22 protein-coding genes and 1 pseudogene are annotated in these 25,788 nt (G+C 59.0%); 9 read left to right on the forward strand and 14 right to left on the reverse strand.

Annotated features, from left to right (window positions below; all coding sequences use genetic code 11):
* Positions 1–19: 19 nt before the first annotated feature.
* Complete coding sequence (locus GYM54_RS02855; protein ID WP_197444999.1) at positions 20–1,321, forward strand: NAD(P)/FAD-dependent oxidoreductase; 1,302 nt, start codon at positions 20–22, stop codon at positions 1,319–1,321.
* 148 nt (positions 1,322–1,469) lie between these two features.
* Positions 1,470–2,852, forward strand: a pseudogene (locus GYM54_RS02860) (glycoside hydrolase family 1 protein); the annotation flags it as partial.
* Between the two features lie 93 nt (positions 2,853–2,945).
* Here the strand turns inward: GYM54_RS02860 and GYM54_RS02865 are convergent.
* The 6 genes from GYM54_RS02865 to GYM54_RS02890 are packed head-to-tail and all read right to left on the reverse strand — an operon-like array spanning position 2,946 to position 8,420.
* Positions 2,946–3,683 carry an SDR family oxidoreductase gene (locus GYM54_RS02865; RefSeq protein WP_197445001.1) on the reverse strand — a complete coding sequence of 246 codons (738 nt, stop codon included), beginning with the start codon at positions 3,681–3,683 and terminating at the stop codon, positions 2,946–2,948.
* A 26-nt stretch (positions 3,684–3,709) separates the two neighbouring features.
* The gene (locus GYM54_RS02870) at positions 3,710–3,958 is read right to left on the reverse strand and encodes a hypothetical protein (RefSeq protein WP_197445002.1); all 249 of its coding nucleotides are present in this window, start codon (positions 3,956–3,958) and stop codon (positions 3,710–3,712) included.
* Positions 3,959–3,971: 13 nt separating this feature from the next.
* Positions 3,972–4,292: a DUF190 domain-containing protein gene (locus GYM54_RS02875; protein WP_197445003.1), complete on the reverse strand. Its 321-nt coding sequence runs from the start codon at positions 4,290–4,292 to the stop codon at positions 3,972–3,974.
* Positions 4,293–4,318: 26 nt separating this feature from the next.
* Positions 4,319–5,365 (reverse strand): HlyD family secretion protein, encoded by a 1,047-nt coding sequence (locus GYM54_RS02880; protein WP_197445004.1) that lies wholly within the window; start codon positions 5,363–5,365, stop codon positions 4,319–4,321.
* Positions 5,366–5,385: 20 nt separating this feature from the next.
* On the reverse strand, positions 5,386–6,951 hold the full coding sequence (locus tag GYM54_RS02885) for an MFS transporter (RefSeq protein ID WP_197445005.1): 1,566 nt from the start codon (positions 6,949–6,951) through the stop codon (positions 5,386–5,388).
* Positions 6,948–8,420: an efflux transporter outer membrane subunit gene (locus GYM54_RS02890; protein WP_197445006.1), complete on the reverse strand. Its 1,473-nt coding sequence runs from the start codon at positions 8,418–8,420 to the stop codon at positions 6,948–6,950. The genes GYM54_RS02885 and GYM54_RS02890 overlap by 4 nt, the downstream gene beginning before the upstream one ends.
* A gap of 216 nt (positions 8,421–8,636) precedes the next feature.
* On the opposite strand from GYM54_RS02890, the gene GYM54_RS02895 reads away from it, so the two are divergent.
* The gene (locus GYM54_RS02895) at positions 8,637–9,266 is read left to right on the forward strand and encodes a TetR/AcrR family transcriptional regulator (RefSeq protein ID WP_197445007.1); all 630 of its coding nucleotides are present in this window, start codon (positions 8,637–8,639) and stop codon (positions 9,264–9,266) included.
* A gap of 142 nt (positions 9,267–9,408) precedes the next feature.
* On the opposite strand, the gene GYM54_RS02900 is transcribed toward GYM54_RS02895, so the two are convergent.
* Positions 9,409–10,080 carry an alpha/beta hydrolase gene (locus tag GYM54_RS02900; protein WP_231752168.1) on the reverse strand — a complete coding sequence of 224 codons (672 nt, stop codon included), beginning with the start codon at positions 10,078–10,080 and terminating at the stop codon, positions 9,409–9,411.
* Positions 10,077–10,901 (reverse strand): class III extradiol ring-cleavage dioxygenase, encoded by an 825-nt coding sequence (locus tag GYM54_RS02905; RefSeq protein WP_197445008.1) that lies wholly within the window; start codon positions 10,899–10,901, stop codon positions 10,077–10,079. Before GYM54_RS02905 ends, GYM54_RS02900 begins: the two co-directional genes overlap by 4 nt.
* Positions 10,902–11,266: 365 nt before the next feature.
* Between GYM54_RS02905 and GYM54_RS02910 the strand changes: the two genes are divergently transcribed.
* Complete coding sequence (locus tag GYM54_RS02910) at positions 11,267–12,661, forward strand: MFS transporter (RefSeq protein ID WP_197445009.1); 1,395 nt, start codon at positions 11,267–11,269, stop codon at positions 12,659–12,661.
* 65 nt (positions 12,662–12,726) lie between these two features.
* Here GYM54_RS02910 and GYM54_RS02915 read toward each other — a convergent pair whose 3' ends face one another.
* Positions 12,727–13,626, reverse strand: a complete 900-nt coding sequence (locus tag GYM54_RS02915; RefSeq protein WP_197445010.1) for a LysR substrate-binding domain-containing protein — start codon at positions 13,624–13,626, stop codon at positions 12,727–12,729.
* A gap of 150 nt (positions 13,627–13,776) precedes the next feature.
* Here GYM54_RS02915 and GYM54_RS02920 point away from each other — a divergent pair, with 150 nt between their 5' ends.
* Both GYM54_RS02920 and GYM54_RS02925 read left to right on the forward strand, forming a co-directional pair.
* Complete coding sequence (locus GYM54_RS02920; protein ID WP_197445011.1) at positions 13,777–14,133, forward strand: putative quinol monooxygenase; 357 nt, start codon at positions 13,777–13,779, stop codon at positions 14,131–14,133.
* A 102-nt stretch (positions 14,134–14,235) separates the two neighbouring features.
* Entirely contained in the window at positions 14,236–15,030 is a 795-nt protein-coding gene (locus GYM54_RS02925; protein ID WP_197445012.1) for an SDR family NAD(P)-dependent oxidoreductase, read from the forward strand.
* Positions 15,031–15,048: 18 nt separating this feature from the next.
* Here the strand turns inward: GYM54_RS02925 and GYM54_RS02930 are convergent, their stop codons facing one another.
* The 4 genes from GYM54_RS02930 to GYM54_RS02945 are packed head-to-tail and all read right to left on the reverse strand — an operon-like array spanning position 15,049 to position 18,744.
* On the reverse strand, positions 15,049–16,035 hold the full coding sequence (locus GYM54_RS02930; RefSeq protein WP_197445013.1) for an LLM class flavin-dependent oxidoreductase: 987 nt from the start codon (positions 16,033–16,035) through the stop codon (positions 15,049–15,051).
* A 51-nt stretch (positions 16,036–16,086) separates the two neighbouring features.
* Positions 16,087–16,902: a sugar phosphate isomerase/epimerase gene (locus GYM54_RS02935; protein ID WP_197445014.1), complete on the reverse strand. Its 816-nt coding sequence runs from the start codon at positions 16,900–16,902 to the stop codon at positions 16,087–16,089.
* A 23-nt stretch (positions 16,903–16,925) separates the two neighbouring features.
* A complete protein-coding gene (locus GYM54_RS02940) occupies positions 16,926–17,726 on the reverse strand; it encodes a sugar phosphate isomerase/epimerase (protein ID WP_197445015.1) in 801 nt (266 codons plus the stop codon).
* 1 nt (position 17,727) lies between these two features.
* Positions 17,728–18,744 (reverse strand): LLM class oxidoreductase, encoded by a 1,017-nt coding sequence (locus GYM54_RS02945; RefSeq protein ID WP_197445016.1) that lies wholly within the window; start codon positions 18,742–18,744, stop codon positions 17,728–17,730.
* 146 nt (positions 18,745–18,890) lie between these two features.
* Here GYM54_RS02945 and GYM54_RS02950 point away from each other — a divergent pair, with 146 nt between their 5' ends.
* Positions 18,891–19,778 (forward strand): LysR family transcriptional regulator, encoded by an 888-nt coding sequence (locus GYM54_RS02950; protein WP_197445194.1) that lies wholly within the window; start codon positions 18,891–18,893, stop codon positions 19,776–19,778.
* Between the two features lie 233 nt (positions 19,779–20,011).
* On the opposite strand, the gene GYM54_RS02955 is transcribed toward GYM54_RS02950, so the two are convergent.
* Entirely contained in the window at positions 20,012–21,592 is a 1,581-nt protein-coding gene (locus GYM54_RS02955) for a DUF4041 domain-containing protein (RefSeq protein WP_197445017.1), read from the reverse strand.
* A gap of 204 nt (positions 21,593–21,796) precedes the next feature.
* On the opposite strand from GYM54_RS02955, the gene GYM54_RS02960 reads away from it, so the two are divergent.
* Positions 21,797–23,701: an AAA family ATPase gene (locus GYM54_RS02960; protein ID WP_197445018.1), complete on the forward strand. Its 1,905-nt coding sequence runs from the start codon at positions 21,797–21,799 to the stop codon at positions 23,699–23,701.
* The gene (locus GYM54_RS02965; protein WP_197445019.1) at positions 23,701–25,452 is read left to right on the forward strand and encodes a UvrD-helicase domain-containing protein; all 1,752 of its coding nucleotides are present in this window, start codon (positions 23,701–23,703) and stop codon (positions 25,450–25,452) included. The genes GYM54_RS02960 and GYM54_RS02965 overlap by 1 nt, the downstream gene beginning before the upstream one ends.
* The last annotated feature ends 336 nt before the right edge of the window (positions 25,453–25,788 follow it).

The raw sequence follows: 25,788 nt of genomic DNA on the forward strand, positions 1-25,788 counted from the left end.
GATGGAGCTGGAGTAGGTAATGACACATCGAGTCGTGATCGTTGGCGGAGGTGCCGGTGGCCTGGAGCTGGCTACGCGCCTGGGCCGCACGCTGGGGCGGAAAGGGCAGGCGCAAATCACCCTGCTGGACATGCGGATGACGCATCTGTGGAAACCGCTGCTGCATGAAATCGCCTGTGGTGCGCTGGACGCATCCGAAGACGAGCTGAACTATCTCGCCCAGGCCAGCTGGAACCATTTCGAGTTCCAGCTGGGCCGATTCAGCGGTATCGACCGCAGCGCCAAGTACGTCGAGATCGAGCCGTTGTACGGGCCCGATGGCGAGGTGCTGGCCGAAAGCAGACGCCTACCCTATGACACGCTGGTACTGGCGGTCGGCAGCCGCACCAACGATTTCGGCACCCCGGGCGCAAAGGACCATTGCCTGTTTCTCGATTCCCCGGACGAGGCGATCGCCTTTCACCAACGCATGTTGCGCCAGTACGTAGGGGCGCAGGCGCGCGGCGAGGTGGCGCACCGGCTGGAGATCGCCATCGTCGGCGGTGGCGCTACCGGCGTGGAACTGGCGGCTGAACTGCGCAACGCCTCGGCCCAACTCGCAGCCTACGGCCTGGACAACATCGCGCCCGGCAATCTGCAGGTCACCCTGGTCGAGGCGGGGCCACGTCTGCTGCCGGCGTTGCCTGAGTATGTCGGCACTTTGGTGCAGCAGATGCTCACCCGCATGGGTGTTCGCGTCCTTTGCGGTTCGGCGGTGCGCCACGTGGATGCCGAAGGCATGCAACTGGCCGATGGGTCACACGTCCGGGCGCAACTGAAGGTGTGGGCGGCCGGCATCAAGGTGCCCGAATATATGGCTGGCATCGGCGGGCTGGAGAGCAACCGCCTCAACCAGCTGGTGGTGCGTTCGACACTGCAGACGACGCTGGACGATGCGGTGTTTGCGCTGGGCGATTGCGCTGCCTGCCCGCTCGAGGGCAGTGACGGACGTACCGTCCCCCCGAGGGCCCAGGCTGCGCATCAGCAGGCGGAGCTGCTGGCCATTTCGATCGCCAAGCGGCTCCAGGGCAAGTCCCCGCTGCCTGCCTATCGCTACCGGGATTATGGCTCGCTGGTTTCGCTGTCGAAGTCGGGTGCGGTGGGAACCCTGATGGGCAACCGGATGGGTACCTTAAGGGTCGAAGGCTGGCTGGCGCGGATGTTCTACGTATCGCTGTATCGCATGCATCAGCGTGCGCTGTATGGCACCCGGCGAATGCTGCTTCGCATGCTCGGTGACAGGCTGGGACGGGGCACGGTGCCGCGCTTGAAGCTGCATTAAGACGGGCATGATTATCGTGACCTGGAAGTGCTGAAGAGGAAGAAGGACGTGCCGTGATGAAAACAGAGGTCCCTGGCTGGCGGTAGTGGCGGCGGCGCTGCCCTTCGCCGCTCCGGCCATGGCGTAAAAATTCACGGATTTCCGCTGGGGAGCGTCCTTGGCCGCCTATCAGGTGGAAGGCCCCACCCAGGCGGGTGGACGAGGCAAGTCGGTCTGGGATGTCTATCTGCACGACGAGCAATTGTCCGGTCCCGGCGTCGACGGAGATGCCGCGATCGGCTTCTACGACCGCAAGCAGTACCTGAAGGACATCCAGCTGTTCAAGCAGATGGGGTTGACCAGCTATCGCTTTTCGATCTCCTGGCCGCGGATCATCCCCGATGGTACCGGCGCGGTGAATCCAGCGGCAGTCAATCATTACCGCCGCTTCATCGATGATCTGCGAGCTTCGGGCATCGAGCCGATGGTAACGCTCTATCAGTGGTACATGCCGGCGGAGCTGGCCAGGAATGGTGGCTGGGACAATCGCAAGTCGATCGAGTGGTTCAACCAATACGCGCAGGTGGTGTTTGACAACTACCATGACAAGGCCGACCTTTTCGTGCTGATCAACGAACCGCTGGCCGAGAGCGCCTACACGAACGCGGTTGCCGAGCGCCGTGCCGGCAAGCTGGGTGAACTGAGGATCATCCCTGACGCCGCGGACCTCGGTGTTTCCTTACGCAGGTTCAACCACATCCTGCTGGCGGCGGCTGCGGCCAAACGCTCATTCGAGGAGAAGGGCTATCAGGGTGAACTGGGGATTGCCGTGCTGTTGTTCCCCGTGTTGACCGACGAGGGCGCGACCTCCGAGGACGCGAAGGCGGCGAAACTGGCCGATGGTGTGTTGAACCGGTGGTTCCTGGATGCGATGTACCGTGGCACGTATCCGTCCGACGTGCTGGGGACTGCGAAATCGATGGGCCTGGACACTGGCGTGCAGCCGGACGACGCGGCGACGGTGGCAGCGGCCAGGTTCGATTACCTCGGTGTGAACTACTATGCGCCGCTGTTCGTGCGGCAGACCACCGGTACCGGTCCGTATCGTCCGGAGAGCTTCGTTCCGGAGGGCGTGGAAACTGCACAGAACGGTCCGAACCGGCCCGACCAGCTCACGGCGTTGCTGGATCGCATCCGCACCGAGTACGGCAATCCGCCGGTGTACATCACCGAGAACGGCGCCGGTTTCGTTGGCGATGATGAGCTGGTCGATGGCCAGGTCCAGGACGTCAAGCGCTGCGCCTATATCGCCAACCACGTAGCGGCGATGCCGGTGGCAATGCGCGATGGCGCCGATGTGCGCGGCTATCATGTCTGGTCCAGCCACGACAATCTGGAGTGGCTGTTCGGCTACGGGGCGAGATTCGGCATGGTCTATGTCGATTTCGATACCCAGCAGCGGATCCCGAAGCTGAGTGCCCAGGTTTACGCCCAGATCATCCGTTCCAGGAAGCCCGATCTGGCGATGTGCGCGCCGGGGGCGAAGCCGTAAGGCTAAAGCGATAGCAGGGACGATGAAAACGGCCGGTGTGATACCGGCCGTTTTCGTTGCATCACGGGTCGGGCTTGCCGGCCGCGCGGGTGCTTACCAGGGCAGGGTCTTGCCCAGGTGGGTGAAGCTGCCCGACGGGCCATGCTCGTCGAGCAGTGCCATTTCCACGCTGCTCTTGGCGCCGGTGGGGACGTCGATCTCGCCCGCGCCGCCGTTCATGTCGGTCTGAACGTAGCCAGGATGGACCGCGTTGACCTTGATCGGCGTATCGCGCAGTTCGTAGGCCAGGTGAACTGTCCAGGCGTTGATGGCGGTCTTGGAGGCGTTATAGGCCACCGGTGCCTTGAAGTCGTAGATCGGCGAGCCCGGATCGGTGTGCCAGCCCAGCGAACCCAGTTGGCTCGACAGGTTGACGATGCGCGCGGCCGGGGCCTGCTTGAGCAGTGGCAACAGCGCCTGAGTCAGCTCCACCACGGCAAATAGGTTGGTGTCGAAGGTTTCACGCCAGGTGGCGAGGCTCTGCGCAGACGGTGCCTTGTCCGCGGCATCGATCATGATGCCGGCATTGTTGACCAGGATGTCCAGCTTGCCGTAGCGCGACTGGATCTCGCCGACCGCCTGCTCGATGCTCTCGCTGCGAGCCACGTCGAGAGTAATCGGCTGGACCGGGAGTCCCTCCGCCTCGAGGGACGCTGCAGTGCTAGCTGTGCGCTGCGGATCACGGCCGGCCAGCAGGACGGTGATACCGGCCTCGGCCAGCTGACGTGCGGTCTCGAAGCCGATGCCTCGGGTCGCGCCGGTGACCAAGGCCACCTTCTGGGAAGTATTCATTTTTCTCCTCCGTTGCTGCCGACGGCTCAGTCGGCGAACCGGTCGAAACCGGTGTGGGTTTTATGATACGTCGCGTTGAAGGGGTCCAGACGCTTGATAATCTCGGCAACTGCATTGCCGAATACGGTCAGATTGGTGATCCTGACGCGCTCCAGGAACCGCCCGCCAAACGGCGCGAACGTGACGTCGACGAACACCCGCGCCGCCTGACTATAGCGTTCGAAGATGTAGAGTTTGTCGCCGTCTTCGCGGAATGCGCCTTTTATCAAAACCAACCCGCACCGGCGCTCAATTACTTTCGCCCAGCGTTCCGAACTCTGCCGCTACCTTTACATAGAACACATGCACGCGCTGTTGGGTTAGATGCTCGAAAAACATTTCCGCTTCCGCTTCGGTAACGACCAATGTCACTTGAACGGGTTGATCCGAAAGATCAAACAGGTTGATTGCGTGGATGACGCCGTCGTGACCCAGTCCCTCCACGGCCCCGCTTAAAGTGGCACCGCGCAACCCTAGGCGCCGGGCCTCCTCCAACAGCCACTGCCCGGCGGGAAGATTGCCGATCAGGCGATCCTGCTGGGTAAACAACGTTATCTGATAGCCGTTCATGACGAGCCTCACAATGGCGACGGGATCTATTTGGACTCGGCCTGCACTGCTGCAGTGGCAGGCGTAGGTTCTTGAGCCGAAGCAGCATCGGTGTGGACGCTTGGTCTCACAGACATGCCCACACGAAGCCGCCGAGCCTGCTGTTGCCCTGAGTCCACCTGGATTCGCACTGGCAGGCGCTGCACGATTTTTGTGAAGTTTCCTGTCGCGTTGTGCGGCGGCACCAGCGAGAAACTCGCGCCGCTTGCCGCACCTAGACTTTCGACATGCCCTTTAAGCTGAACGCCCGGTAGCGCGTCTATCTCAATATCAACCGGCTGGCCGACATCCACGTTGGCTAACTGGGTCTCACGAAAATTGGCCTCGATGTAGATGTCATCCAGGGGGACCAAGGTCAGTAACGGCTCGCCTTGGCGCGCATAGCCGCCAACCCGTGCATGGCGCTGGGCAACGACGCCCGCAACCGGGGCGGTGATGCTGGTGTAGGACAACTTCAAGCGGGCGTCCGCCTTGTCAGACCTGGCCTTTTCCAGGTCGGCTTGCAATATCGCCGTCCGTTGCTCGGCCGACCGCAGCCCGGCGCGATCCCGCTCATAGGCCGCACGTTGTGTTGCCCATTCCGCCTCGGCCCGCTCCAGTGCTTGCACGGTCCCCGATCCATCACGGGCCAGGTTTGCCGAGCGTGTGAGATTTCTTTTGGCAAGCTTGAGCTTGGCGCTGGATGCAGCCACTTCCGCGCGTGCTTGCTCGATCAAGCTCTGTTGAAGTTGCAGTTTCGCTTGAAGCCCGGCGATCGTGGCCGTTGCAGCGTCCAACGCAATGCGCAGCGCTCTATCGTCGATGCGCAACAGGGGGTCGCCGGCTTGAACCTGCTGGTTGTCATCTACCGTGACCGCCATGATGACGCCTGAAACCTGCGGGACGATCACAGTCAGATCCGCGCGAACATACGCATCGTCAGTGCTTTGCGACGATGCATGCGCTTCGGGACGATTGAGGATAAAAATCGCCCCCGCAACGGTTGCGATGGCGATCATTCCGATCACGATTTGGTAACGCAGTTTATTGGCCATGTAATTTGTACCAGCTCAACTCAGGAGGCCGCACCAGCCGGAACGGCGGTTGCGGCGGAGGGGGAAAATCGGAGCACCACCGGTGCAGGGATGTAATGAAATTTCAGGACGAGTGGAATCAGCAGGAGCGCCAGCAGCCCAATCGCGCGATATATATCCGCGATAGCAAGCACACTGGCCTGCTTTGCAATCTGCTCGGTCAGGGCGCCAGGAAGAAGATCTATTCCAGCCCAATGCGGCAGCAGATTACCTGCCTGGTCACGCAGCGATTCGTAATGGAAGCGGCTTCGAATGGCGGTCAGCTGGCTAACGAGCGCTCCGGCCACGACTGTGCTGAGTACCCGCACGATGTTGACCAATCCTGCGAGGAAAGGCCCCTCCATCGGCTGCACCGTACTAACGACGAGAAACAGCATGGCAACCATCGCCATCGGTTGGCCAATGACATGAAGAAGAGTCGGCCATAGGAACTGCTGCACCATCCATTCATCCGTTATGGCCGACGCCAGCCAGCACGCCCCGGACATGCAGGCCAGCCCGATAGCGAAGACGTGGCGTGCGTCTACCCATCGCCGATACAGCAATAGCGCTACACAAGACCCGAGTATCAGTTGCGGCAATCCCACCGCTAGCCCGAGTCCTGCGCTTTGCTCCAGCCGAAAGTCATGAAGGCTACCCAATGCGCTGATTGGAAGATTCACGGCTGAGGACATGACGACCAGCAATCCGGCGAGAGAAATGAAGCCTAGCCAGATATTGCGGCGCTTCAAAAGGGCCAACCCCACGAACGGTGCCGGGTGGAGCCATTCGCTGATCAAAAACAGGCTGGTGAAAATAGCGCCGCTGCCAATCGCGGCAACAATGATGGGCGACTGAAACCAGTCCAAGCGCACCCCTTGATCGATGCCAACCACCAAAAGCATCAACCCAGGCACCCCCGGCAACAGGCCGAACCAATCTGCCTGCTTCAGACGCGGCAGCGCTGTGGGCATCTTGGGAATTCCCCAGCCGACCATCCCCATCGCAATCAGCCCCAGCGGCAGCATGTGCCAGTAGGCCCAACGCCAATCATCTAAATGATCCACGCTCAGAGCCGCAAGCCCTAGGGCGACGTTAGGCGAGAGCGTGGCTGTCATGGCGAATAACGCCAGACCGTGCAATCGGATGGATGTAGGCAGAAACCGCAGAGCGGCCATCATGAGAACCGGAACCAGCGAACCGGCACAGATACCGTGAAGAAGGCGCAAGGCAATCAGCACATTTAGATCGCGAACGAACGGCAGGGCAGCAGCCAGCAACAGCGCTGCGGCGAGCATCGTCATGTGGAAGCGTCGCATCGAGAACGTGATCGCGAACCACGCGGCAAACGGCATCGCCGCCAGCTCGCCTGCCGAATAGGCGGTCGTGAGCCAGGATGCATCATCTCTGGCAAACCCTAGCGCGCCTTGTAGGTCGACGAGCACCAAAGCTGGGACACGGCCACTCAGCCCCGCCACCATCGCTGCCAGCAACACCCCCAATAGACCGACGGCGAGTCGCACTGTGAGCACAGGCTGTTGCGGCGAGGCGGGTGCGGCAGTGCTCATGAAGAAGCCCCGTTCGTTGCTGCTTCGCCCGCCCATTGTTCTGACCAGCCTCCACCCAAGGCTCTATACAGCGAGACAACAGCTAGCGCGGAGGCAGTCGCGCAGTCGCTTAGTTCGGCTTGATTGGCGAGCAGGCTACGACGAGCAACCAGTACGGCCGTGAAATCCGCGGAGCCTTCCTGGTATGAGCGTTGTGCTACGCCCAGGGCTATTTCGCTTTGTTCCAACGCAAGCTGCAGCTGCTCGTGCCGCTCCAGTTCGCTGGCATAAGCGCCGAGGGCATTGTCCACCTCGTGCCAGGCTCGAAGCACCACTTGCTGATAGGCGATACCAGCCAGACGATGGCGGGTTTCACTCAAGGCCAGCTGGCTATGGAGCCGCCCACCATCGAAGATCGGCAAGTAAAGTGTGGGGCCTACCGAATAGTGCCTGGATCCCCAGCTACCCAGATCAGAGAGGTCAAACGCTTGCGCGCCAAGTGTGCCGGTGAGACCGATACGTGGGTAGAAATCGGCCTTTGCCGCGTCGATATCCGCCACTGCTGCTCGCAGCCCAGCTTCTGCCTGCAGGATATCTGGCCGATTACGAGCCAGTTCGGAAGGCACCCCGATAGGCAGGCGTGACGGCATTGAGGGTAATTCGGCAAAGGTGAGACGTTCATCCAGTTCGCGCGGGGGTTTGCCAAGCAGTAGCGCCAGCGCGTTCATCAGCGTATCTCGCTGGTGATTCAGCTGGGTTAAGCGGGCTTCGAGTCCGGCGGCATCGGCACGCGCCGAGGCAGCATCGAAACGCGTGGCGGCTCCATTACGCTCACGGCTTTCGGCCATGCGAACCAGGTCTCGTCCGATCCGAAGGTTCTTTTCCACCAACGAGGCCTGCGCCTGCACGCCGCGTAGCAACAGATAGTTGCGTGCTACGTCCGCCGAGACCGAGGTAATGACGGCATCCTGCCCGTAATAAGCCGCGTCCAGCCTGGCCTGCGCGGATGCTTGCGTGTGGCGCAGATAACCCCAGAGATCGAGCTCCCAGCCGGCTTGCAGGCCCAACGACCACATGTCTTGGCCGTTTGTAGGGGCTCCCAATCGATGCGACGGCGAGTTTTCACTTATTGCCGAGCGTGAGTAGCCGGCACCTAGGGCCAGCGACGGATAACGAGGAGCGACGGCCAACCCCAGCTGAGCACGGCCTTCTTCGACACGCAGCGCAGCCGTCTGGATGTCCAGGCTTTGGCCAAGCTCCGACTCGATTGCCGACAGCGTGGTGTCATTGAACAACTCCCACCAGCGAACGGGCGTCTGTTCATCGCTCAGAGCAGGTTGATCGTCAACCTGTGCTTGATAGGACGCCAGCGCTGCGGACGGATCAACGGAAGGCAAATGGACGGCTGTTACGCTCGCGCAGCCCACCAGCAGGATGGACGCCAAGGCAGGGAATATCCGGGCGAAACAAAGGCACGACGCAGCTTTCATTCGTATTCTCAAGCAGAGGCGGAGCGGGCAGGTCACAATCATCGGTACGGCTTTGGAGCGAGGAGGCACGCGATCAGATGACGGAAACCGATCGGTATTCTAATTAGCGAAAAAACATTCAGTCAAATAATAAATGGTTAATTGTGCGGGATTCCGCTTTGCGAACGGAGTATACCGGCCGGTATACTCCGACAAAATAACAGACCAGATCTTCCTATGAGCAAGCCTGACCTTCAGATCGACAAATCCGTCGCAATTCTCGATGCGGCGACAACCGTATTCCTGTCCCATGGCTTCAGCGCTGCGACCACTGACATGATTCAGCGCGAAGCAGGCGTTTCGAAGAAAACGATGTATGGATGCTTTCCGAGCAAAGAGGCCATGTTTGTCGCGGTGATCGAACGTCAGTGCGCGTCGATGGCATCGACCATCCGTGCGATACAGCCAGCCCCAGGGGATATCAGGAAAACCCTGGAGGACATCGGGCGGGCCTATCTCGACATCGTGCTGGCTGAGGTGGGGGTGGCGCTTTTCCGCGTGGTCGTAGCTGAGGCGCCGCGTTTTCCAGACGCCGGTCGCAGGTTTTACCTGGCTGGCCCCAAAGTCGTCATTGCGATGGTGTCGGAGCGCCTAAGTGAAGCCTCGCTAGCGGGTGAGGTTGACGTCCATGCTATCGGCGTCGAGGCGGCTGCTGCGCTGTTTGTCAGCATGGTTCGCACCGAAGGTCAGATGGAATGCCTGCTGCATCCCGGTACACGGCCTTCTGCCGAGCAGCTGGACCGTTGGGTGCGATTAGCAGTAGATGCATTTGTCGGAAGGTTCGCCGTTCGAAATCGCACCAGCTGACGGACACTAACTGGTATTGCCGCCGCGGACTCTCGCCGCAGAACATAGGCGCCACATGCGGAAGCTGCGGCTATCGGGGCCACAAGAGTGACAAAGGCTGCGAACCTCATGCGACCCTTGCCACGGTTGGCCACTTGCCACGTCAGGCGGGAGTCAATACAGACTTCAACCATCGGACAAAATCAGTCACTTCTTCGGCTGTTATCTCATGGCCCATGTCATACAGGTGCGTTTCGTGCTGTACGTTCAGTTGGGCCAACCACGAATCAGCTTTCTCTGCCCAAGATACGGGGAGTTTATTGTCTGCACGGCCATGGGCGACAAACGCCGACAGGGAACGCAACGCCTGCGGACTCGCAATATAGGGCTTCAGCTCCGGCAGAATCCGGCCGCTGAGCAAGCCAAAGCCAGCCACGCAATGTGGGGCACTGAGCCCTACACTGGAACTGAGAATGCCGCCCTGGCTAAAGCCAGCGATCACGGTGGGCAGCTCAGGTAGCGCTTCTATAAATCTCACCAGGCATCGGCGACTGGCTTCGGCTTGCTCTTCGTTGATAACCGGGCCGGTGCTGGCGAAACTCACTTGAAACCAAGCGAATCCATCAGCCGCGATCTGCAGTCGGCTACGTACCAGCAGTACTTCGACGTCGTCGGGGATGGAATTGGAAAGGCCGGCGAGGTTGGTTTCATTACCGCCGACACCGTGCAACAGTAGCAGACGCGCGCGAGGTGTAGTCGTCCCGATCAAGCGGCGAAACAAAAGACCGGATTGCGGCTCTTCTTGAAGCTCTGGCATCGCCAATGGGTTACTCATACCTGAGTGCCTTCCTGGGTGAGAGATAACGTGGATGTGGTGCGAAACAAGTAGCTGTCCATTGCGAGTACACCGTGGGCGATTCCGCCTTCCAGTACCTCCATTTCGTAGTGCTCGCCGGCGGCGCCAAGCGCCAGGAATAGCGGCATCAAATGCTCGTCACTTGGGTGTGCACGCTCGGCGTCAGGCGCGTTGCGACGGTAGTTGAAGAGCGCAGGCATATCAGCAACGCGCAATGTATCGCTGAACCAGTCGGCAAAATGCTTCACATATTCGGCGGGATCACCGTCGTAACCGCGGAATTCGTAGAGGTTATGCGTCAGGCTTCCAGAACCAATGATCAAGATTCCCTGTTCACGCAACGGCTTGAGCGCCTGGCCAAGTTGCCAAGCGTCAATAGGAGTGAGCGGATAGGGCATGGAAACCTGAACCACCGGGATATCAGCGTCCGGCATCAAGTACAGCAGGGGTACCCAGGCACCATGATCCAAGCCCCGGTTTGACTCAGTGCTCGCTGAAATTCCCGCGCTGTTTAGCAGACTATTTATCTGCTCGGCCAACGCAGGATTGCCGGGGGCCGGGTACTGCAGGCGATACAGCGCCTCAGGGAACCCACCGAAGTCATGAATAGTTTCAGGAGTCTGGCTGCTGCCCACACGTACGCCGCCGCGTGTCATCCAATGAGGGGAGACGACCACAATTGCGGTAGGCCGTGGCAACGCTCGTCCAACCTCAGTCAAGCGCGCGCCGGCTATGCCGGGTTCAATAGCAAAGGTCGGGGCGCCGTGGGAAACGAATAGCACTGGGTACGCCTGGCTCATATTTGTAGTCCTGATGAGATGAGAGGCCGCAGCAGCAGAGGATTTGGTACTTACCTATGTCGTGCTAGTTCCGGCTCGGGATGGATGAAAGTCTATAGATCCGGGCGAAGAGATAAAGTCGTCGTAACTCAACTAACTGTTCCTAGAATTGGAACATTGAAGATGCCTGCCGTGATGCCTGGCTTATGCAGGCAGTTTAGAATTCGAGCCTTTTATGCGGCATGACCGCCCTGACCGTAGCGCTGATTTCTACCTACTGGAGAACCCAGGTGCGTTTTTCGCTTGGTTCTACTTGGTTAGCATGGTGTACGCCTGCTCCTCGTACCCCTCGTTTGGGGTCCTTTGCCGCTCCAGTAGATAGTCCCATGCCAGTAAGAATCGCGTCACTGACACCAATTCTGGTCGCCTGTTGCCTGGGTTTTCTTGTGGTTCAGCTTGATGTAAGCGTCGTGCATGTGGGGCTGGGCGCCCTTAAAGAGGCTTTCGGTACCGACCTCACCGGATTGCAGTGGGTCATTAACAGCTATGCGCTGGCCTTTTCCGCTCTGCTTATTCTTGGCGGAACCTGCGGGGACAAATGGGGTGCGAAATCCGCCTTCACGGCAGGCTTCGCAACGTTCACCCTAGGGTCTATCGGCTGCGGCCTAGCCGACAGCATGACGACGCTTATCACCATGCGTGTTTTGCAGGGTTTGGGGGCCGCCTTTATGGTGCCAACCTCGCTCACGCTTATTCGGTTGTCGTTTGAAAATCCCGATCAGCGAAAATCAGCGGTGGCCCTGTGGGGCGCGTGCGGGGGGATCGCCTTGGCTGCGGGCCCGGTGATGGGTGGTTTGCTGATTGATTATCTGGGTTGGCGAAGCGTTTTCTTGATCAATGTGCCTATTGGGGTTTTGGCAATCTGTCTGATTAGTCGCTACGCACCGGCATCGCCCCGCATAAGTAAAAAAATCGATGCAGGCGGCCAGGCAAGTATCGCGATAAGTGTGGCAGCCCTGACTTACGCATTGACCGAATCCAGCGGCCAGGGCTGGACCGCGCTGACCTTATCATCGCTGGCAATAGCGACGTTTTTCCTACTGGTGTTCTTGCTTGTGGAGCGACAAGTACAAGCCCCAATGCTGCCCGCGCGCTTAGCCAAAAACACAATGTTAGTGAGCATGTCGTTGGCCGGGGCGGTTATCAATCTTACGTTCTACGGCACGGTGTTCGTTTTCAGCATCTATTTTCAAACGATACTTGAGTACGATGCATTCGAGACCGGATTGTCGTTCATCCCTCTAACCGCAGTGCTGACGCTATCGACACTGATATCCGCGAGGGTTGCTCGAACAATCAGTGCGCGCCGGATCATCACGACCGGCTTCATCATTCAGGTCGTCGGCTTCCTGGCACTCTCGCAGATCGATTCAGAGTCGCCGCTGTGGGTCCTGAACGGCGCGCTGATGTTGGTTGGGATCGGGAGCGCGTGTTCGGTCCCATCCATAACAAATTCGATGTTGGCGGCGGTTTCCAAGCACGATGCCGGAATTGCATCCGGTCTGATGGCCTCTGCCAGGCAACTTGGCGGAGTAATCGGAGTGGCGGTGTTCGGTACGATGATCGCCAAATCAGACACTGCGGCATTTGCTCAGGGCATGTCTAATGCGATGCTCGTGTCAGCGTTGGCGCTGGCGTTGTGCCTCGGAGTTGTCTTGTTACTCACCCGTAGACCAGTAGCTGCTCCGGATGCTGAGCAGTCAGTGAGCCAGAACCTCTAGCGCTAGCCGGCCGGCACGCTGTCAATACCGCCACCCTTGATGATTGACCGCGTGTTCTCCGATTACTACACGTGGCCGTGTAGCTTCAGCAACTCATCAACCAGATAACGAATTTTCGGCCGCAGGTGATTGCTTTTCGACCACAGCGCGTGAACCTCTACCGGAGCGGGTTCGAACGCTTCAAGCACCGGAACGACGTCCTGCGTTTCGATATTTTTTTCAAACAGGCATAACGGCATCTGGCAGATACCGAGCCCCGCCCGGGTAGCCTCCATCATGGCTTCAGCGTCATCAAACTGATACGTCGGTGGCGGCGAGAACTTCACGGCCTGCCCGTCCTTGGTCATCTTCCACGGCATCAGACTGCCGCGGCGATAGCCCACGATCCCGCGATGCCGGGTCATGTCTTCCAGCGTCAACGGCGTGCCGTGTTTCTCCAGATAGTCCGGCGACGCACAGGTTACCCATCGGTGTGCGGTGAGGCGTCTGGCGACCAAGCCGGGCACGCTGTCGACGCTGCCGAAGCGAATGGCCAGATCGATGCCTTCTTCGGTCAGGTCCACCAACTGGTCGCTGAAGGTCAGGGTCAGTTGCAGCTGTGGGAAGCGTTTGCTCATGTGCAGCAGAATCGGCAATACCACCTGTTTACCGAAGGCTACCGGCATATCTACGCGCAGGCGCCCGGCCGGCACGCCGAGCTTGTTGCCGAGATTACTCTCAGTGGCTTTGATCTCCTCCAGGGCAGCGGACCATACCGTGAAGTAGGCTTCGCCGTCAGGGGAGAGGGAGAGTCGTCTCGTCGACCGATAGAACAAGCTAGCGCCCACTCTCGCCTCCAAGCGGGCGATCGCCTTTCCCACCGCGGACTTGGAGAGGCCCAGACGCTCGGCTGCCTCGGTGAACGTCGCGGAACGAGCAGTGGCTAGGAAAATGTGGATGCCGCTGAACGAGTCTTCTGAGGTCATTGCAATTTCCTGGTAGCTTGAAATGCTACCTATATGTGATTTGCAGGCTGTTTATCGACGTGCGGCTCTACCTTAGCATGACGTCCAACCTAGCGGCGCTCTCGTATTCCAAGCGTAGCGGCAGCTTTTTTCACGACGTGAGGACAGACCATGAAAGACGAAGTCATCAACATTTTTACCCTCAGTCTGGCGCCGGAAAACTTCCCGGAGTTCCAGCAGTTGGTTGTAAAAATCGTTGCAGCGACAAACAAAGAGCCGGGCACGCTGATGTACGAATACAGCGTTAACGATGACCACACAGTGGTGCACATCATCGAGCGCTACCGAGCGGATGCGGTTGTCAGCCATATCGAACAGACCTTCGCGCCTTTCGGCGAGAAGTTTCTAGAGCTCGTGACGATTACCAGCCTTCTTGTTTATGGCAGCCCGGACGAGCCCACCCGTAAACACCTGGACGCCTTCGGCGCGGTCTACATGACTTCGTTCGATGGCTTTACCCGCACCTGAAACGCTAGTTTAGTTAGTCGGCGGTTGGCACCGCCGGCCGCGAGGTTATCGATAAATCGAACCGACCTGCCAGGCAATGGCCGGCGCTATAGGGAAGCGAGCATGCACATCAATCTTTCAGGCAAGACCGCGCTAGTAACCGCTTCCACTGCGGGGATTGGCTTCGCCATCGCCAAAGGTCTGGCGCTGACGGGTGCCGAAGTCATCGTCAACGGCCGTAGTGAAAGTTCTGTGGAGACAGCACTGGTGCGCCTGCGCGAAGCGGCGCCGCAGGCAAAACTCAGCGGTATCGCTGCGGATCTTGGCAGCGCAGACGGCGTCGGCGTGCTCACAGCGGCACTGCCGGCGGTCGATATTCTGGTCAACAACGCCGGTATCTACGGTTTGGCAGATTTCTTCGAGGCGGGTGACGACTGTTGGGATGACTACTGGCAGACCAACGTGATGTCCGGCGTACGGCTCAGTCGCGCGCTGGTCCCGTCCATGGTCGAACGGGCATGGGGCAGGGTGGTGTTCATATCATCGGAGTCAGCCCGCAATGTGCCGGCCGATATGGTCCATTACGGCGTCACCAAGACCGCGCAATTGTCGCTGTCGCGGGGCTTGGCCAAGCGCGTGGCGGGTAGCGGTGTGACGGTCAACAGCATATTGCCGGGCCCCACGCTCTCGGACGGGCTGGCCGACATGCTCGAGGAAGAGCGCGCTCGATCCGGCAAGACGCTGGAGGCCGTCGCGGCGGAATTCGTGATGAGCCACCGTCCGACCTCGTTGATACAGCGCGCGGCAACGGTAGACGAAGTCGCCAACATGGTGGTCTATGTCTGCTCCACCCAGGCGTCCGCCACCAGCGGTGCTGCGCTGCGGGTCGATGGTGGAGTGGTAGACGATATCCTCTGAGGCCCTGCCAGGCGGCTATCAGCGAGTCAGCAAGTCCTCAATCGACTCCGCCGCGAGTTGATACGAGCGGCACCGTGCGACTGGATCGTAGATGCGTGCATCGATCATCAATTCGTCCGCACCGGTGGCGGCGATGAACTGCCGTAGCCAGGCGCCGACTTCCTGCTTGTCACCGATAGCGGTACAGGCCATGGCCTGATCCAATCCCTGACGATCCATCGAGGTGATTCGTGCCAGGTAGTCTTCCTCTGGAGGTGGCAGCAACCCTGGACGTCCGGCGTGCAGCTTTACAATCCACTGTTGATGGGAACTGGCCAGGTACTGCGCCTCGGCGCGGGTATCGGCTGCAATCACGTTCACCCCTGCCATGGCGTAGGGCTTGTCCAGGTACACGGAAGGGCGGAAATTTTCTCGGTAATGCACCAGTGCGTGCATCAGCATCTGTGGGGCGAAATGTGAGGCAAAGGCATACGGCAGGCCCATCCGTGCAGCCAGATCGGCACCTTGCAAACTCGAGCCTAAAACCCAGATCGGAACATCGTGCCGACCCGGCAGTGCGCGTACCGGTTCCTTGCCATTGTCCTCCAGGTAATCAAGTACTCGCTGTACGTCCTGAGGGAAATCCCGCTCCTGGCTGATACCGCGAATGGCACGTACGGTAGGGCCGCCGCTGCCCGGGGCGCGCCCGACTCCAAGGTCGATGCGGCCGGGGAACAACGTGTGCAAGGTGCCAAACTGTTCGGCCACGATCAGCGGCGAATGATTGGGCAGCATCACGCCGCCAGCGCCCACACGCAGCGTGCTGGTGGCCGCGGCCAGGTGTTGGATGATCAGCGGCGTGGCCATCGAACCAATGCCGGGCAGATCATGGTGCTCGGCGATCCAGTAGCGGTTGTAGCCATGCTGTTCGACATGGCGCGCCAGTTGACGAGCGCCTTCAAGGGTATCGGCAAAGCCTTTGCCTTCTCCGATCATCATGAGATCAAGCACGGACAGTGCAGTCATAAAAACTCCAGTTCGATATAGCGCAAGCGCTGCGTAACCGCAGCGCCGTGCTCAGGGTTTGCGGTTAAGCGGGAGGTTCGCCCAGCTTGGGTGAGCTTCCAGGCGCTGCTGGATACCGCGCATGGCACGCAGGGAACGCTGCAGTTTCAAGTAGACGTCGCCGCCATAATCCCAGCCGAGCACGCCGATTCGCCCGGTGTAGCCCATGCGTGCCAAGGCGCCCAGCAGGGCAAAGTTGTCCAGCTCGCCACGATCGGGCGGCTCCATGGTGGCAACGCCGCCCCAACCCAGCGGTGAGAGCGCCGAGCCTGAGGTGGTGACCTGCATGAGCCATGGACGCATGGCATCCAGCCGGCCCTGCAAATCACCTTCCTGGCTGGCGTACCAGTGGTAACCGTTGAACACTGCGCCCAGCTGAGGGTGGCTGTAGTAGTTGCACAGCTCAACGACCTGGGAGGTGGTTTGCGTGACGTGGTTGCGGTGGGGATAGAGGGCCAATCGCAGGCCGCGACGTTCGACGATAGGCAACAAACTGTCGATCACTTTCAAAATCGCCGGCACGCCGTTGACAGAGGTCTGCACCGCCAGCTCGATGAGCTCCACGCCCTCGACCGACTCGACGAGCCGCCGAACCAGGTCATCGTTGCGGCCTTCATGCAGCACCAGGTACAGCGCCGCGATATCCAGGCCGTGCTTGGCTTTGACGTGTTTCAGTTGCGAAAGATCGGTAAGCGGTTGGCCGCCCCAGGCCGCGACGGTGATTGCATCGTAGCCAACCTCCGCGACCATCTCGCACTGGGCCTGGAAGCTGTAGACGCCCATGGAGGTGTAGAAGAACGAGTCCAGGGCATGGATGGGGTTTCTCACTGGCGTATCCCTTGCGGCGGCCTTCAACGGGGGAAGTCCGTCATCAGTGCCCAATGAGGATTGCGCGCCAGGCGCTGCTCCATGGAGCGGAAAGCGGTGAGCGAGCGATGGAGATTGCCATGCACGTCGCCGCCCATGCTCTCCCAGCCGAGGAAGCCTACGTGCCCCGTATAGCCGCGACGTTCGAGCGCGCCCATCAGCACAAAATTGTCCATTTCACCCTCATCAAGCGGCTCGATGGTCGCCGCGCCACCCCAGCCCAACGGCGAGAGTCGGCAACCCGCGATATTGACCTGCTTAAGCCAAGGCCAGAGTGCGTCCAGACGCTGCTCCAGCTCGCCTTCCTGGTTGGCGAACCAGTGATAGCCATTGAACACAATGCCCAGGCGCGCGTGGTTGAAGCGCTCGCACAGCTGCACCGCCTCGGTAGTGGTCTGCATGCCGTAGCGGATATGGGGGTACAGCGCGATCTGCAGGTCGCGACGCTCGCAAATCGGCAGCAAGCGCTCCAGCATCCGCAAGTCCTGCTCCTGAACCTGGTCGCCCGAATGCAGGGCCAGTTCGATGGTGCTGCAGCCTTCGATGGACTCGAACAGGTTGATCAACCAGTCCTCCAGTCCCTGGCGGTAGATCGCATAAATGCCGCCGACATCGAGCCCCCAATCTGATTTAACTTTACGCAGCTCTTTGAGCTCCGTGCTCCAGGACGAAACGGTCATGCCCTGGTACCCCAGTTCAGCGAGCATTTCGCACTGCACCGCCAGTGGATAGGTGCCGAGCTTGGTCTGGAAAATGAAATCCATGGCGTGAGCTGCGTGTGGCATGTCAACGACTCCGTTGTGCTGATGGGGGCGTCAGGGACGGCGCCAGGCTGGGGAAATGCGGCAGGATGTATTCGCCCATCTCGTCGATGACCTCTGAGGTGGGGCGGCGTTGCGGCTTGAAGTTCAAGGCTACATGCGCGACCCCCTGGTCCTGCTGGCGGCGCCACAGGTCGATCAGGGTGTTGCGCCCGGCCCGCATTACGCGGCCAGGTTGCAAAGGCAGGTCTGGGTCGGCGTCCAGATCAAAGAAGGTGCCGTAGCCGTAGGGCTTGAAGGGTTGTCCCTGGCTTGCCAGCTGCCAGCGGTTGACGATGTCGGGAAGTTTCGCCGGATCGGTGAGGTACCACAGTACGCCGTCGGTGTTCTGCGCGATCCAGTCCATGGTCTGGCCCGCCATGCCTACCACCACCGTGGGTAGGCGCGGCGCCGCGGGCTTCGGTACCAGGTCGAGGTCGCCGGTCAATTCGCCGTAATAGGCCGAGCCATGAACGGGCCAGGCGCGTTCGGTAGCGGCACGGACCACCGCCAGGGCATCACGGAAGCGGTCGGCGCGGTTATCGAAGTCACTTCCGAATGCCGGGTATTCGATCGGTCGATCGCCAGTGGCCAGGCCAAGAATGAATCGGCCCCCCAGCAACTGATCCACACTGGCAGCTTGCTTGGCGACGATCAGCGGGTCGCGCAACGGCAGAACGATCCCTGCGGTGCCGATGGCGATGTTGTCCGTGATGGCGGCCAGAAAACCGGCATACACCATCGGGTCGATTATCTGGCCCACGTCACCAAAGTTGGGATCGTAAAACGGCACGTCCCGCAGCCAGATGGCCGAGAAGCCGGCCTGGTCGACTTTTCTCGCCATGGCGCCATGGTCCGCCAGGGTGGGACCGGGGCTGTCGGGGTAGCTTTCAAGTGGAGCGATAAAGCCGAATGTTAGATGTCCGGGTTGAAACACTCGGGCGTAGCCGCGGTGTTCGGCAAGCTCCTTGGGTAATTCTGGATAGGAAGTGCTGGGCGGCATGGAGACCTCGCAAGAAAAACGAGCGACCCACGGCATTGCCGCCGCGGATCACGATGACAGGGACTATAGATGGCCGGGCAGAAAAGAAAAATAAGCTAGAATTCCAAACATTGAGGAACAAAAGGATGTAATCCATGAGCGCAAAAATGGACCAGCTCGGTGCGCTATCGGCCTTCGTACATGCCGCCGATGCACGCAGCTTCACCGAAGCCGGGCGGCGGCTGGAGGTGTCTTCCTCGGCCATTGGCAAGTCCGTGACCCGTCTCGAGGAACGCCTCGGGGTGCGGCTATTTCATCGCTCGACTCGGGCCATTACCCTCACAGCCGAGGGCGCGCTGTTTCTCGAGCGCTGCCACCGCATCTTTGCCGAGCTGGAAGTCGCTGAGCGCGAACTGACTCAGGCAGTAGGCAATCCCCAGGGAAAGCTGCGCATCAGCTTGCCGCAGCTGGGCATGCGCTTGATGCCGCATCTCATCGCGTTCCAACAGGCCTATCCCGCGGTAGAGCTGGAGTTGGATTTCAGCGACCGCCTGGTAAATGTGATCGAAGAAGGCTTCGATGCAGTGATGCGCATCGGCGAAGTTCAGGACTCACGCTTGATGATGCGCAGGCTCAATGGCTTCAGCCACCGGCTGGTCGCCACGCCGGACTATCTCGAGCATCGTGGCACGCCCACGGTTCCTGCGGACCTGGCAGCGCACGCCTGCCTTCACTACCGCTACCCGTCTAGCGGCAAGCTGGACGCATGGCCACTGTTCGTCGACGACAAATACCTGAACCTGGATCTCCCGCAGACCGCCGTCACCAATGCGGTGGACCCCCTGCTGGCGATGGCTGAAGCCGGGCAGGGCATTGCGTGCCTGCCGGACTTCATCGTGGCTGAGGCCATCGAGCAGCAACGTCTGGTCCCGTTGTTGGATAGCTATATCCAGGACCGACGTACGCTCAGCATTCTGTGGCCCTCTAGTCGTCAACCGCTGCCGAAGATCAAGGCCTTCGTAGACTTCATTACGGCGCGGTTGGCCTCCAGCTGAGGTCAAAAAGCAACCGCGCAACTAAGCCCCTTAGTCTGTTGTAAGGATTGCCGTCCAGATGGCTTCACGCCGCAACCCAAAGGCCTGCTCCTCGAGCTAACAGTCATCCTGGGTAAAGCGGGCCAACCCGATCGTATGTTTCTGGTCGGCGTTACACTCCCTCGCGGACGCGTTTCTTGATACCGTCGAGCAGGAAGGGGCAGGGCAGCATCTCGTGGGTTCGTCTGTCATTCCTAAATCAGCGCTTCTTCTTCCTCGACCACATCCAACGTGTCCCCCTCATCAATTTGGTGGCGCGTCCATTCCTCCGCGATCGCCGGGTTGTCCTGGATCTGCTGCTCGATGCGCAGCGTTTCGCGGAACTCGTGGGCGACGGCGCTCATGGTCCAGTGGGTCTCGACGCCGAGCGTTTCGAGCTCGTGGCGAATCTCGGCAAGCTCCAGCCGGAAGAACTCCTTGCGCGGGTTGACCTTATTGATCTGCTGGCGCAGAAAATGCCGGTGCAGCTGCTTCTCCAGCCCCGGTGCATCGTCGCTGAAAATCATGGCGTGCACGTCGAATTCGAAGGGCACACTCGCATCGCCCAGCTCGCAGATACGGTCTAGCGGCTCAAGCCGGCGTGTCATGCCGATCTTGAACACCTCTTCACCAAAGGAACCAATGTTGGAAATGACGTAGACATGGCCGGCCCGGGTCTGCTGAGCCATGGAAAGGGCGCGCTGGTTCTTTTCCTCGGCGGCCTTGAGTTGCTCCTGCAGCGCCGCCAGCAGCGCCTCGAACTCCGCGCGCTGGGCTTCGTTGGCCACGGCGACCTGCTGCTGTGCCTTCTCCATGGCCTTGCGCAGGGTGGTTTCTTCCTTGGCCGCTTCCTTGATGGCCCGCTCGTACTCACGGCGTGCTTTTTCTTCCTCGCGCATCTGTTCGCGCATCTGTTCGCGCAGCTGGCGTTGCTCCTCGCGCTCGCGTTCCTTCAAGGCACGCGCGGTCACGGCCCACTTCAGCTCCTCCAGCCGGGCCTTGAGGTATTCCTCGGTGATGCGGGCATTACGGAAAGGGGAGCCGTTGTGGTTCACCAGAGCAAAGGCATCGCGGATTTCCTGTTCCAGCCTGCCGTGGTTGTCGGTCTTGGTTCGCGAAAGAATCGAGTCCACCTTGCCATTGAAGGCGTCGGTGACGAAGCGAATGGCAATCTCTCGCCGGTTGGCCTCGACGTAATCGCAGGCGGCCGAACGGCCGAGCTTGACCATGAGCCGGGAAGACTCCCGGGCCTGTTTCAGCTCCTTCCCGGCCTCCGTGAAGCCGAACTCCTCAGCCAAATCATCGAGCAGGTTGTAGGTGGGCACGATGTAAGCGTCGCCGTACCCCTCGATGAGATTCTTCATTGCCTGAGCCGCTTCGGTCAGCTCCTTGGCCTTGCCCATCGCGGCGTAGGCATCGCCCGCGACTTCCTGTGCCCGTTCGTTCGCCATGGCCACGATCCAGTCGGCTTCCGCCAGGGCGGACCGGAGCTTTTCCTCGGCCTTTTCAAAGCGATTGCGGGCACCTTGGACCAGATCTTTCCGTTGCGCTTCGGCTTCGATTCGCAGGCGCTTAGCTTCAGCTTCGACGTCCTGGATGGGCTTGAAGCGCTGCAGCTCCTCGAGCTGCGTCTGTAAATCGCCTCGCAGTCGCGCAACCTCACGCTCGAGATCCTCGATCTCGTTCTGGCGAGCCTTGACGTTAAGCGTCAGCTCGGAAATGCGGCCCTTAGCTTTGGTGTGCTTGACCAGCAATACGAATGTCGCGACTGCGACAATGACCAGCAATAGTTCCATCTCAGCGTCCTTCCCTTTGATGCCAGGCAATGGTACACCAGTCATGATGTCGTTATGCTATCGCGCTCCTGGGTAATTGACTTGGTTCAAGAGGCGGGCTTCCGTGGCGCGGGCAACCCGCTTTCGACCAATAGCGGCCTGTCGCCTACGACCGTTTTTGTTCGGTCGCCTACCTCAGCTTGCCTCTATTAAGAAGGGACTCTCATGTTTCTGCGTGCGCTAGAGATCGATGGGTTTAAGTGCTTCAACACTGGTTTCTCTATCGAATTTCACAACGGACTGAACGTTCTTGTCGGGGAGAACGGAGCCGGTAAGACAGGCGTAATCAGTGCAATTCGTCAGTTGTTTAATGACTCGGAGTCAGGCAAGCGCTCTATCAACGAGCGAGACTTTTATCGCGGGTTTGACCATGCCTCTCTTCCTGCCGAGAGCATCCGCATTGAGGCAACCTTCAGCGAGCTGAATCAGGATGAAAGCACTGCTTTCATAGATTGGTGCGGCAAGGAGCCGGAAGCCAAACTCACCCTCAATGCAACTAATCGCGAATCCCGGGGCCGTTACCGGCATCTGATCTGGGGCGGTCACCAACGTGTGAAGCCGGTAGACCCAGAAACGCTCGACTTGATCCACTGCATCTACCTACCACCACTACGTGATGCTGAGATAAAGCTTCGTGAGGGGCGGCAATCGCGTCTTGCGCGCCTATTAAAGGCGCTGTGTCGTAAGGAGCTGAACGATTGCAGAAAGGCAGGCACTGCCCATCCATTGGAGCAGCGTGTTGGCGCCTTTAACAACGAGCTTTCCGATAGCGATGAGTACGCCATCAAGCAGGCAAATCAGCGAATAGGAGACAACCTCAAGGAAGCGCTGGGGATGAACTTATCGCAGGGAACCCTTATTCAATTTTCAGACGTCAATTTTTCCAAAATCGTGGAAGGTCTGAGGCTCCTGTATTACCCCGACCTGAGTGCTGCGGAACCGACCCAATTCAGATCGCTTGAAGAAAATAGCTTGGGTTACAACAACCTGTTGTACATCGCTTCGATCTTGGCCGAGCTGATCCTTGAGGTGGACGAGGACCGCGGTGAAGAGACTTATTTACGGCTTTTGCTGATCGAAGAGCCGGAGGCACACCTGCATCCGCAGCTTCAAATTCGCCTGCTCAGGCACCTGAAAACGGTCGCTGAGCAGAAAGGAATCCAGGTCATCGTTACCACCCACTCGACTGTCATATCCTCTGCTGTATCGGTGGACAACATCATTCACCTGTCACGGAAGGATGCTCCGGTAGCGGTACCATTGCGCAGCTGTGGTCTCTCAGATACTAGCAGGAGCTTCATCGACCGCTGGCTGGACGTAACCAAATCCAATCTGCTTTTTTCGAGGGGGGTGATCCTTGTCGAAGGAATCGCTGAGGCCATTGTTGTTCCTGAGCTTGCGCGGATTGTCCTACAAAAATATGGGAAAGGGCGCAACTCTCTAGAGGACTTCGGCGTCTCGGTGATCAACCTGAACGGCATCTACTTCAACCACTTCATGCAGCTTTTCTGCGATGTCGACGGGAAACGGAAGAGTCTAAATATTCCGGTTCGATGCGCAGGTCTCACGGATAACGACCCGCCGAAATCAGTAGAAACCGTCGAGCATGGGGAGGGTAAGAAAGTTGCTGTCCCTTACCTTCCGCACGCCGATAGCTACATGGCTGGAGAAAATCACGCGCTCAAACTGGTTCCACTAATTAAGCAATCTGAGCATGGGAGACTTTTTGCAGGAAGCTTCAAGACATTCGAGTATGACCTCGCACTTCAGGGGAACAACCTAGCCGGAATGTTTGCTGTTGCATCCAGCAAATGGCCTACCCAGGGGGCAGTGCAAAAGGAGCTGAATGCCAGCTCGGAGCTCAAGTTTGCAGAGATGGAGAATTCTGAGCGGGCGAAATACGCGTGGAAGTTCTTACAACGCGTCGACTCCGATGATATGGGCAAGGGGCTTTACGCGCAGATCTTGGCAGATTATCTGGCGACGGACTTGGTGGGCGACTTCCTAGTGCCTGACTACATCCGTGATGCCATTCTGTGGGCGTGTGAGCTCACGCTAGAGGAACGCTAGTGACGTTTCTCACCCCTGAGCAACAGGCCTATATCGATGCAGCGCTAGGTGAGCATGTTTGGCTACGAGCATGTCCTGGGAGTGGGAAAACGGAAGTAGTCGCCGCAATGATTGCGAAAGCCACTCGAGAATGGCAGTGGTATCCAGCGGGTATTGCGGTCCTGACCTTTTGCAATAGCGCGACCGATGAGTTGAAGGAACGGCTTCATGAACACATGGGCGATCCGCTACCTCATCCTCACTGCGTATCAACGTTTGACAGTTTTCTGCTGAACCAGGTCGTAGGTAATATCGCTACCCATCTGACAGGGTATCCGGGCCGAGATGGCGATCACCGTATCCGACTACTCGATAACAGCTCCAACATTTACCTGACCCGCACCAGGATCCGTGGGAGGAAAATCTCTGCCTGCAAGTACGACTATGACATGGAGACCAAGCGTTTCGTTTTCACGACTGGCGAATTGACCGACGCCAAGCTGAACTCCGTTAAACAAACCCCCGAAATCATTGCTGACTTAACCGAGACCAAGAAGAAATTCTGGCGTGGGGGATTTGCTACGTACCGCGATATAGACATGCTTGCGCTCATGGCCTTGAGAGACGCCGAGTTCAAAGACTATTTCGCGAAGGTGGTTCGTAGGTTCCCTGTCGTTATCATTGACGAGTGCCAAGACTTGTCTGCTGAGCAGCTATCAATTATCCGGCAGCTGGCCCAAAGAGGCATGAAATTCCACTTTGTGGGTGATCTGAACCAGTCCATCTACGGATTCCGAAAGTCAGATCCTGCCAGAGTCCGCAGATTGCTTGATGAACTCAATTTCACTGAGTACGCATTGACAGCCAACTGGAGAAGCGGCCAAGCAATCGTAGATTTCTGTAGTGACCTGCTACGCGTCGCAAGAACCGTGGGGAACCCAGATATCGAGCCCTTGAAGCCCCTGCTCATTCAATACAAGAAATGCCCATCGGAGCTCACTCCGAAGATTGCCGAGCTTACTCATGACTACCGAAACGTCGTGATTGTTGCTCGGGGGCACGGAACGCTCCAGCGCTTCACCCGCGGCGGAACACCTGAACTTGCTCCCGTAGAAGAATTGGCCTTGTCGTGCGTCTTGATTGAGAGCCGTGATCTTGAGGAGGTTCGACAGGCGCTTAAATCTTTTGCTGGATGGCTTGCTTCCAAGCTGTGCCTTGAGATTTCGCCGGGTAGCCTCTCATGCCCCATAGAGGTCGAATCCAAACTGGAATGGCGCCAATTCATTTTCAGATGCCTCAAGTTCCTGAGCGGTTGCGGTGCCTCGAATTTTGACCTCACTTGGAAGGAGTGGGCGGTTCTGACAAAGCGAGCGATACAGACGCTCCCTGATCAACCGTTCGTGCCGCAATCTATTTTGCCGCTGCTAAAGGGTCTTAGAGGCGTGAATCTGTCGGCTCCATCAGGTAAGGGAACTGAAGCTCTCTCCGAATTGTTATTTCACGGACGGCAACGACCCATTTCAAGCTATCGGTTCGCCACCATTCATCAGGTTAAGGGCGAATCCCACGACGCTACAGTGCTTGTCTCTTCACTCAAGGCTGGCTCCCAGGGAAACTGGAAGGATTGGCTACAAGATCCGCTTTCCGAAGCTGCACGATTTGCATACGTCGCCAGCTCCAGGCCCCGCCATGTACTCATATGGGGGGTCAAAGCATTGAAGCCAGCCGAGCGAGTTCGCATAGCTGACTTGGGCTTTGAGATCGTTGACTGATCGAGGCAGTACAGAACGTGCCCCGCTAACGGTTTTCGTTAAGGTCGGTGAACTGCGGTGGACGAAGACAATCTTCGTTACCGGATCAGCCTGCTAAAGCATCCCTCGTCGCGCGGCGGCTCCCATGCCATGCATGAACTAACCGAAGCCGCAGTTCAGCGAACCCCGGAACCTATTTCCGCTCTCTCCCGCACGGTGCGACAGCCATACCGCTGGTTGAAGAGACGCCACTGCTCGAGCTAGCTCTGGCCTGGCATCCGGAAAGTAACTCATCCGCTTTGAAAGCCTTTCTTGCGGCGTTTCAGGGACAGGGGCGAGACCCGCCGTCGCAGACAC

The sequence above is a fragment of the Pseudomonas sp. MTM4 genome, assembly GCF_019355055.1.
Lineage (GTDB): Bacteria > Pseudomonadota > Gammaproteobacteria > Pseudomonadales > Pseudomonadaceae > Stutzerimonas.